This window comes from Aeromonas sp. 95A, from assembly GCF_051919235.1.
Taxonomy (GTDB): domain Bacteria; phylum Pseudomonadota; class Gammaproteobacteria; order Enterobacterales; family Aeromonadaceae; genus Aeromonas; species Aeromonas veronii.
On the sequence record NZ_JBQBFC010000003.1, the window covers coordinates 1 to 9,556 of the forward strand.

The 9,556-nt window shown below is 49.0% G+C and carries 8 protein-coding genes; 2 read left to right on the plus strand and 6 right to left on the minus strand.

Translation table 11 applies throughout. From position 1 onward, the window contains the following. Nucleotides 1-248: 248 nt before the first annotated feature. On the minus strand, nt 249-491 hold the full coding sequence (locus ACTG2U_RS21495; RefSeq protein WP_042469152.1) for a hypothetical protein: 243 nt from the start codon (nt 489-491) through the stop codon (nt 249-251). A 716-nt stretch (nt 492-1,207) separates the two neighbouring features. On the opposite strand from ACTG2U_RS21495, the gene ACTG2U_RS21500 reads away from it, so the two are divergent. After that, nucleotides 1,208-1,405 (plus strand): hypothetical protein, encoded by a 198-nt coding sequence (locus ACTG2U_RS21500; RefSeq protein WP_439975146.1) that lies wholly within the window; start codon nt 1,208-1,210, stop codon nt 1,403-1,405. A gap of 955 nt (nt 1,406-2,360) precedes the next feature. Here the strand turns inward: ACTG2U_RS21500 and ACTG2U_RS21505 are convergent. The 3 genes from ACTG2U_RS21505 to ACTG2U_RS21515 all read right to left on the minus strand — a co-directional run bounded on the left by ACTG2U_RS21505 (nt 2,361) and on the right by ACTG2U_RS21515 (nt 5,774). Further along, nucleotides 2,361-3,152 carry a hypothetical protein gene (locus ACTG2U_RS21505; RefSeq protein WP_270668143.1) on the minus strand — a complete coding sequence of 264 codons (792 nt, stop codon included), beginning with the start codon at nt 3,150-3,152 and terminating at the stop codon, nt 2,361-2,363. Next, on the minus strand, nt 3,149-4,402 hold the full coding sequence (locus ACTG2U_RS21510; RefSeq protein WP_439975147.1) for a DNA cytosine methyltransferase: 1,254 nt from the start codon (nt 4,400-4,402) through the stop codon (nt 3,149-3,151). Before ACTG2U_RS21510 ends, ACTG2U_RS21505 begins: the two co-directional genes overlap by 4 nt. 1,129 nt (nt 4,403-5,531) lie before the next feature. Continuing rightward, nucleotides 5,532-5,774, minus strand: a complete 243-nt coding sequence (locus ACTG2U_RS21515) for a hypothetical protein (RefSeq protein ID WP_042469152.1) — start codon at nt 5,772-5,774, stop codon at nt 5,532-5,534. 716 nt (nt 5,775-6,490) lie between these two features. On the opposite strand from ACTG2U_RS21515, the gene ACTG2U_RS21520 reads away from it, so the two are divergent. Then, nucleotides 6,491-6,688, plus strand: a complete 198-nt coding sequence (locus tag ACTG2U_RS21520; protein WP_439975146.1) for a hypothetical protein — start codon at nt 6,491-6,493, stop codon at nt 6,686-6,688. A gap of 955 nt (nt 6,689-7,643) precedes the next feature. Here ACTG2U_RS21520 and ACTG2U_RS21525 read toward each other — a convergent pair. Further along, nucleotides 7,644-8,435 (minus strand): hypothetical protein, encoded by a 792-nt coding sequence (locus tag ACTG2U_RS21525; RefSeq protein WP_270668143.1) that lies wholly within the window; start codon nt 8,433-8,435, stop codon nt 7,644-7,646. Beyond that, the gene (locus ACTG2U_RS21530; protein ID WP_439975148.1) at nt 8,432-9,451 is read right to left on the minus strand and encodes a DNA cytosine methyltransferase; all 1,020 of its coding nucleotides are present in this window, start codon (nt 9,449-9,451) and stop codon (nt 8,432-8,434) included. Before ACTG2U_RS21530 ends, ACTG2U_RS21525 begins: the two co-directional genes overlap by 4 nt. Between the last annotated feature and the right edge of the window lie 105 nt (nt 9,452-9,556).

Genomic DNA, 9,556 nt, shown 5'->3' on the forward strand with positions numbered 1-9,556 from the left:
CAAATCGCTCGGAACATCGAGCGTGTCCAGCGGACGACCGTGGGGGCCAATAGGTGAAGCAAAACAGAGTCCATCAGAGTGGGGCCACTGGCCCCACCTTGGAACAGATCGCTCGGATAGCCGATCACCCGCTCGCCCCGTTGCGGTGGGGCGGGAACAAATCGCTCGGAACATCGAGCGCGTCCAGCGGACGACCGTGGGGGCCAATAGGTGAAGGTTCGGGAGTCGGCAAGCGCAGCGCGGCAGCCTTAACGACTGCTTAGATCCACCTCGATGCGGCGAAAACCGATGGTGTGCGCCGTGTTAACCCCTGCATCGATGGTCTTAAAGACCCGCCAGCCTCCGCGCTGGCGTTCCAGCACTTCCGTTTCTGCATTGCGGCCAAACTTCACCAGGTGAAGATGGTAGCCGGCACCCATCGGGGTCGGGGCGATCACCGCCTTGGCAAAGCCCCCTTGTTCAAATACCCACTTCGCCTTGATCTCTTCCATATCAAAAGCCCGTTTTGATGGTTCATATCTACGTTATGACACCAGCGCAGCCAAACATCAAATTATAATTACGAACCATCAAATTCTAATTTTGATTGGCATCACTCAGGTTCGTAGAACCGCACTCGGGTTTCAAAGGGGCGCCCCTTTGGCACGCCGATAGGATGCAGGCACGCCGACGGTACAAACGCAGTTTGTATACGCTCGGTCTCGTGCCTGTATACAGTCGGTGTCGTGCCTGAAGGCAGTGAATCATTTTCTAACGGGTGGGCAGTGGGATACACAAAGAGACACAAAAAAGGACACACACCACAAAGCACAGGACACACAAAGAGGCACATAAAAGGACACGAAATCAGTTAGTTGGACACAAAACAGGGCACACAATGGGGCACATTCAAGACTTACGGGGTTGTATGAGGGAGATCCAAAAAGAAAGTGTCCATAGGGAATGAAAAAACTGCTCAACCACCAACCCCTACAGATCACCTACAGAAAGCCTACTAAAGCCCTACCGTTCACCCACAGAACACCTACTGCATACCTACGGAATGCCTACAAAATGGATTACAGAATGAAGTACATGGAGCTAAGGGAGATGACAAAATAGGGTACAAAACGGATGACAGGTTACGAGCCCACAAAAAGACCTACAAAATAGCCCACACCTCACCCAAGCGACCCACAAAAACCCACAAAATCGGATGGCTAATTTGATGAATCAAAAAGGTAATTTGAAGGGCGTTCCAGAGGAGCAATTCAGTAAGTACGACGTTGCGGACCATTTGACTAGCCGTGTGGAGATCGCGGCATACCTAGAAGCCGCCAAGGAAGAGAACGATCCATCCCTCCTTGCTGCTGTCATGGAGGACATTCACCGAATCGAAGCACGGCAGAGCTACGGGAAGAGATGAGGGCTGCCGGAGAATGGGCGAGAACGGTCTTAGGGCAAGAGCGGCGGCAAACGCCAGCAGTTTGCGAATCCTGCCCTAGCACCTCAAATTTCGTACGTACGAAAAAACCAACCCCGCTCCGTGGATAAGCCCTACTGCCCACAGGCCAAAAACACGGCCTGATGGACAGCCCTTCGGGAACGGGCTTAACCACCTCGCCAAGATCCTCTCTCGATTATGAAGAGCTCAAAGAACAGCCCAAAGACCGCGCAAAAAGGATGTCGCAAAGCTCCCCAGTTAGCAGGCTCTCCTATCTTTCCGCTGCGCTTCAAGATAGGAGAGCCCTCCTGCTTGGCTACGTTAAAAATGACGTAGTTACACAAGATTGACTCGCCTTGCTCCGGACTATCGAGACCGCTTGCGGCAGCTCCCTCTCACGCGCTCCAGAGACACACCCCGTCCTTGCTGCATCTGCTTTAGTCCCCGCCTGATGGCCAGACTGCCGCGCCGTTTTTTAAGAGCTGGCCGTGGTTGGTTCCCCGTTACGCTCTGCTTGCAAATGCCCCACGGTTGCGAATCGTGGGCGGCTGTGGTGCGCGATCGCACGCTGGGCAGTATGTGAGATTTCCCCGTTCTGCCCGACCAACCACACCCACACACGGCAACAAACTCATGCTTCCAATCCGTGCGGGTACGACAAAACGCCAGAGGTGGTGGCCTTCGGTAACGGGTCGAGTTGCGGGAAAAGCTTGATTGAATGGCCGAGTGGCCGCTAAACTGATTAGGACTTTAGGTAGCTGCTTCCCGCACGGAGCCGTTACCAGGTGAAGTTAGTTCCCCAACTGACTACACCTTCGAACAAACCGCCTTGCAGGGCGGTTTTTTCGTTTCTGGAAGACAGGTTACGCTGGATCAGAACGAAGGATCAAGCAGGATCCTTCCATTTGACCAAACTCAGACACCAAGCAAGCGCTGGCTATAGCCTATAGTCCGCAACCTCTTTTCTGTCCAACTCGCTAGCCGGAACAAGCTGATAATGCCGCTCTTCAACTAATTTTATTTGGTCACCTTCTATTTTTAACTCAAACAAAGCTATCAGATCGCTTGTTATAAATTGTGCAGAAATAGCTCTACATCGAATGCCCGGATACTTTTGATTACACCAAGCGGTATCCTGTGATGTTTGCACCATGGAAATTTGATCTGAACCACCCTTAGCTTGAACTGGAATTACATAGTGGCACCCATACTTATCAATACCTATATATAATTCATCTATTTCTATTTGCCCAACACCTTTCACGCTAGTTCGAAGGTGATTCTGAAGAGAATATGTAGTTAGACCAAGGAATATATCGATCAACCTGTTATACCTAACCTTGGCTAACAAAGCTTGCTCGTCATCCAATGCATATGCACTAATAACTTCCGGTGTATTATCAGGGATTTTTATAACCGCCAAGTTTTCATTTGGAACAATCCGATTTATTTTGGAAAGCCGAATCCTATACTTAGAGCGCCCAGCCAACTCAATAACCCACTCTCGATCATGCGGCTGAGTTTTCAATATACTATCAGGCATTGGTATTCTAAACCTAATAGCATAAAGTACATCCCCTAGATTGCTAGGCAACTTAATCCCAAGAACCTGAGCAGCCAAGCTTATATCTTCTCTTTCAAAATTTATTTCTTCATCACCATCCTTGTATCGGTCGAAAAATATTTTTTCAATCAGCTGCAAGTATCTATTACTTCCCTTTACGCTCATGCTGCCACGGCTCCCTCGGTAACTTTATTTTTACTTCTTTTTGCAATAACAGTACTAGGCACCCCAAACATGGCAGCAGCATCAGTCATTGATATTGCAATCAAACTTTCATTGCCAAGATCGATAGCTCGCGTAGGTTTATCTGGATGAACACCTAACGCCTTCATTATCTCAGCACCGACAGCTCTAGCCAGCATTGGCGGCACACTGTTACCTACTTGCCTGAACCCGTGCCACTTGGTCACATGAAACCGAAACCAGTCCGGATAGGAGTGCAATCTTGCAGCCTCCCTAACAGTAATAACCCTCGCAGCAGTGGGATGAATTGGTCGTGGAGAAGTAAAAGCCCCACGATCACTTGCTGTTCCGGCACGAAGAGTATTGCAAAGACCATTGAAATCTAACTTTTTAAATCTACTAATAGGCTCAACATCACCTGGTTTCGTATCTATAAAGCGACTTCTAGACAGCTCGGAGTGATCAGTTAACAAAGAGCCGGTGAGTAACGCCTTGTCAAACTTCCTCTTATAACCAAAGTCGGTGGGATCATCTTGCATGCCTCTTAAATGAGAGGCATATTCAGATGGCTTGCCATATTTAACTTTAACCCAATCTCGACCCCATAATTCGGTATATAACTCCGCATCGGGGATATCGCCAATAGCCTCAAATACGGTAGTCCTAACACCATTCGGTTCTGGATACCTCGGTAACGGCAACCCTTTTCTTGCTCCCATCAGGAACAATCGACGTCGATCTTGTGGCACACCATAATCAGCGGCATTCAAAACCTGATATTTGGTAACAACGTCATAGCCACACCGTTGAAATTCATCCATTATCTCAAGTAAGAACTGCCGATGTTTTCCAACTGTAAGCCCTTTTACATTCTCAAAAACAAAATATTTTGGTTTTAATTCAGTAACCAACCGAACATAGTGATAAACAAGCTGATTACGATCATCATCCAATGCTCGCTTACCTATTAATGAAAAACCTTGGCATGGGGCCCCGCCAATAACTACATCTATATCTCTATCACCAATCCCAGCAGCAATACGCAAACCACTACCAGTTATATCAATAACACTTCCGCAAATAGTTTTGCATTTGGGAAAGTTGTACTTGTGAGCAGAGCAATGTATGGGGTCTATATCCACCGATGCCACAATATCAAAACCAGCTTGTTCAAAACCTAAGCTGAGGCCCCCAGCGCCAGCGAACAGGTCGATTCCAATGGGTCTAGTCAATTTATTCTTCCTTTGCATGCAGCAAACAACTTAAGCGCACATGCTACTAAAAAACGATCGCTTTGTCGATCGCTCATGGTTGTGACACGACACTTTTTTCGAGCCAGAAAAACACTGTTCAGTAGGTGCGCATAACGCCTTTTATGTTAAACCGCGAATTTTAGCGGCTAAAACGGGGCGCTGGCGGCAAACAGGCCGCCTGTATCGCGTTTTGGGGCGTTTCGACACACAAGACAGGGCATTTACTGCCTGAAAGTTTGCAACGCTTCTGAGGCGGTTTGAGGGCCGGATCCTGCGGGGTATGGTTTCGGCCTGTTTTTGCATCCTGCGGCCTGTTTCGGTATCTTGCCCCACCCTTCGAGGTGCACCCGATCAGATAAGCCGCCTCGATGGTGGGAAAGTGGGGCCGCTGGCCCCAGTTTTTCGCCCCCGCCTCGCCCTGCACATGTCCCACTTCTGTCCCTGTTTTGTACCGGTTCTGTCCCACTTTTGTACCGGTTCTGTCCCGCTTTTGTACCGGATCTGTACCGCTATCCGCTTCGCGGTGTTCCAGTACCCCCTAACAGTGCAACCCTTAACGACATAGCCACTCTTCACGCCGTCATTCTGCCCTTAAAAACGGTGGTCAACAGCCATACACATTACGCACCAGCAAAGCTGGTGTAATGCATTGAAAGAAAAGAAGTATTTGATCAGAAGCGCATCGTGAAAATGGTGGCAAAAACGCCATAACAGCATGATCTTAATGCTGTTTTTATGGTTGCACTACCACCCCGAGAGGAACAAATCGCTCGGAACATCGAGCGTGTCCAGCGGACGACCGTGGGGGCCAATAGGTGAAGCAAAACAGAGTCCATCAGAGTGGGGCCACTGGCCCCACCTTGGAACAGATCGCTCGGATAGCCGATCACCCGCTCGCCCCGTTGCGGTGGGGCGGGAACAAATCGCTCGGAACATCGAGCGCGTCCAGCGGACGACCGTGGGGGCCAATAGGTGAAGCAAAACAGAGTCCATCAGGGTGGGGCCAGTGGCCCCACCCTGTGGAGATCAGGGCAGCACTCCCGAACGGGGGCGACTAGCGTAGTCTGTCGCGCCCCGTTCGGGAGTCGGCAAGCGCAGCGCGGCAGCCTTAACGACTGCTTAGATCCACCTCGATGCGGCGAAAACCGATGGTGTGCGCCGTGTTAACCCCTGCATCGATGGTCTTAAAGACCCGCCAGCCTCCGCGCTGGCGTTCCAGCACTTCCGTTTCTGCATTGCGGCCAAACTTCACCAGGTGAAGATGGTAGCCGGCACCCATCGGGGTCGGGGCGATCACCGCCTTGGCAAAGCCCCCTTGTTCAAATACCCACTTCGCCTTGATCTCTTCCATATCAAAAGCCCGTTTTGATGGTTCATATCTACGTTATGACACCAGCGCAGCCAAACATCAAATTATAATTACGAACCATCAAATTCTAATTTTGATTGGCATCACTCAGGTTCGTAGAACCGCACTCGGGTTTCAAAGGGGCGCCCCTTTGGCACGCCGATAGGATGCAGGCACGCCGACGGTACAAACGCAGTTTGTATACGCTCGGTCTCGTGCCTGTATACAGTCGGTGTCGTGCCTGAAGGCAGTGAATCATTTTCTAACGGGTGGGCAGTGGGATACACAAAGAGACACAAAAAAGGACACACACCACAAAGCACAGGACACACAAAGAGGCACATAAAAGGACACGAAATCAGTTAGTTGGACACAAAACAGGGCACACAATGGGGCACATTCAAGACTTACGGGGTTGTATGAGGGAGATCCAAAAAGAAAGTGTCCATAGGGAATGAAAAAACTGCTCAACCACCAACCCCTACAGATCACCTACAGAAAGCCTACTAAAGCCCTACCGTTCACCCACAGAACACCTACTGCATACCTACGGAATGCCTACAAAATGGATTACAGAATGAAGTACATGGAGCTAAGGGAGATGACAAAATAGGGTACAAAACGGATGACAGGTTACGAGCCCACAAAAAGACCTACAAAATAGCCCACACCTCACCCAAGCGACCCACAAAAACCCACAAAATCGGATGGCTAATTTGATGAATCAAAAAGGTAATTTGAAGGGCGTTCCAGAGGAGCAATTCAGTAAGTACGACGTTGCGGACCATTTGACTAGCCGTGTGGAGATCGCGGCATACCTAGAAGCCGCCAAGGAAGAGAACGATCCATCCCTCCTTGCTGCTGTCATGGAGGACATTCACCGAATCGAAGCACGGCAGAGCTACGGGAAGAGATGAGGGCTGCCGGAGAATGGGCGAGAACGGTCTTAGGGCAAGAGCGGCGGCAAACGCCAGCAGTTTGCGAATCCTGCCCTAGCACCTCAAATTTCGTACGTACGAAAAAACCAACCCCGCTCCGTGGATAAGCCCTACTGCCCACAGGCCAAAAACACGGCCTGATGGACAGCCCTTCGGGAACGGGCTTAACCACCTCGCCAAGATCCTCTCTCGATTATGAAGAGCTCAAAGAACAGCCCAAAGACCGCGCAAAAAGGATGTCGCAAAGCTCCCCAGTTAGCAGGCTCTCCTATCTTTCCGCTGCGCTTCAAGATAGGAGAGCCCTCCTGCTTGGCTACGTTAAAAATGACGTAGTTACACAAGATTGACTCGCCTTGCTCCGGACTATCGAGACCGCTTGCGGCAGCTCCCTCTCACGCGCTCCAGAGACACACCCCGTCCTTGCTGCATCTGCTTTAGTCCCCGCCTGATGGCCAGACTGCCGCGCCGTTTTTTAAGAGCTGGCCGTGGTTGGTTCCCCGTTACGCTCTGCTTGCAAATGCCCCACGGTTGCGAATCGTGGGCGGCTGTGGTGCGCGATCGCACGCTGGGCAGTATGTGAGATTTCCCCGTTCTGCCCGACCAACCACACCCACACACGGCAACAAACTCATGCTTCCAATCCGTGCGGGTACGACAAAACGCCAGAGGTGGTGGCCTTCGGTAACGGGTCGAGTTGCGGGAAAAGCTTGATTGAATGGCCGAGTGGCCGCTAAACTGATTAGGACTTTAGGTAGCTGCTTCCCGCACGGAGCCGTTACCAGGTGAAGTTAGTTCCCCAACTGACTACACCTTCGAACAAACCGCCTTGCAGGGCGGTTTTTTCGTTTCTGGAAGACAGGTTACGCTGGATCAGAACGAAGGATCAAGCAGGATCCTTCCATTTGACCAAACTCAGACACCAAGCAAGCGCTGGCTATAGCCTATAGTCCGCAACCTCTTTTCTGTCCAACTCGCTAGCCGGAACAAGCTGATAATGCCGCTCTTCAACTAATTTTATTTGGTCACCTTCTATTTTTAACTCAAACAAAGCTATCAGATCGCTTGTTATAAATTGTGCAGAAATAGCTCTACATCGAATGCCCGGATACTTTTGATTACACCAAGCGGTATCCTGTGATGTTTGCACCATGGAAATTTGATCTGAACCACCCTTAGCTTGAACTGGAATTACATAGTGGCACCCATACTTATCAATACCTATATATAATTCATCTATTTCTATTTGCCCAACACCTTTCACGCTAGTTCGAAGGTGATTCTGAAGAGAATATGTAGTTAGACCAAGGAATATATCGATCAACCTGTTATACCTAACCTTGGCTAACAAAGCTTGCTCGTCATCCAATGCATATGCACTAATAACTTCCGGTGTATTATCAGGGATTTTTATAACCGCCAAGTTTTCATTTGGAACAATCCGATTTATTTTGGAAAGCCGAATCCTATACTTAGAGCGCCCAGCCAACTCAATAACCCACTCTCGATCATGCGGCTGAGTTTTCAATATACTATCAGGCATTGGTATTCTAAACCTAATAGCATAAAGTACATCCCCTAGATTGCTAGGCAACTTAATCCCAAGAACCTGAGCAGCCAAGCTTATATCTTCTCTTTCAAAATTTATTTCTTCATCACCATCCTTGTATCGGTCGAAAAATATTTTTTCAATCAGCTGCAAGTATCTATTACTTCCCTTTACGCTCATGCTGCCACGGCTCCCTCGGTAACTTTATTTTTACTTCTTTTTGCAATAACAGTACTAGGCACCCCAAACATGGCAGCAGCATCAGTCATTGATATTGCAATCAAACTTTCATTGCCAAGATCGATAGCTCGCGTAGGTTTATCTGGATGAACACCTAACGCCTTCATTATCTCAGCACCGACAGCTCTAGCCAGCATTGGCGGCACACTGTTACCTACTTGCCTGAACCCGTGCCACTTGGTCACATGAAACCGAAACCAGTCCGGATAGGAGTGCAATCTTGCAGCCTCCCTAACAGTAATAACCCTCGCAGCAGTGGGATGAATTGGTCGTGGAGAAGTAAAAGCCCCACGATCACTTGCTGTTCCGGCACGAAGAGTATTGCAAAGACCATTGAAATCTAACTTTTTAAATCTACTAATAGGCTCAACATCACCTGGTTTCGTATCTATAAAGCGACTTCTAGACAGCTCGGAGTGATCAGTTAACAAAGAGCCGGTGAGTAACGCCTTGTCAAACTTCCTCTTATAACCAAAGTCGGTGGGATCATCTTGCATGCCTCTTAAATGAGAGGCATATTCAGATGGCTTGCCATATTTAACTTTAACCCAATCTCGACCCCATAATTCGGTATATAACTCCGCATCGGGGATATCGCCAATAGCCTCAAATACGGTAGTCCTAACACCATTCGGTTCTGGATACCTCGGTAACGGCAACCCTTTTCTTGCTCCCATCAGGAACAATCGACGTCGATCTTGTGGCACACCATAATCAGCGGCATTCAAAACCTGATATTTGGTAACAACGTCATAGCCACACCGTTGAAATTCATCCATTATCTCAAGTAAGAACTGCCGATGTTTTCCAACTGTAAGCCCTTTTACATTCTCAAAAACAAAATATTTTGGTTTTAATTCAGTAACCAACCGAACATAGTGATAAACAAGCTGATTACGATCATCATCCAATGCTCGCTTACCTATTAATGAAAAACCTTGGCATGGCTTGTTCAAAACCTAAGCTGAGGCCCCCAGCGCCAGCGAACAGGTCGATTCCAATGGGTCTAGTCAATTTAGGGGCGCTGGCGGCAAACAGGCCGCCTGTATCGCGTTTTGGGG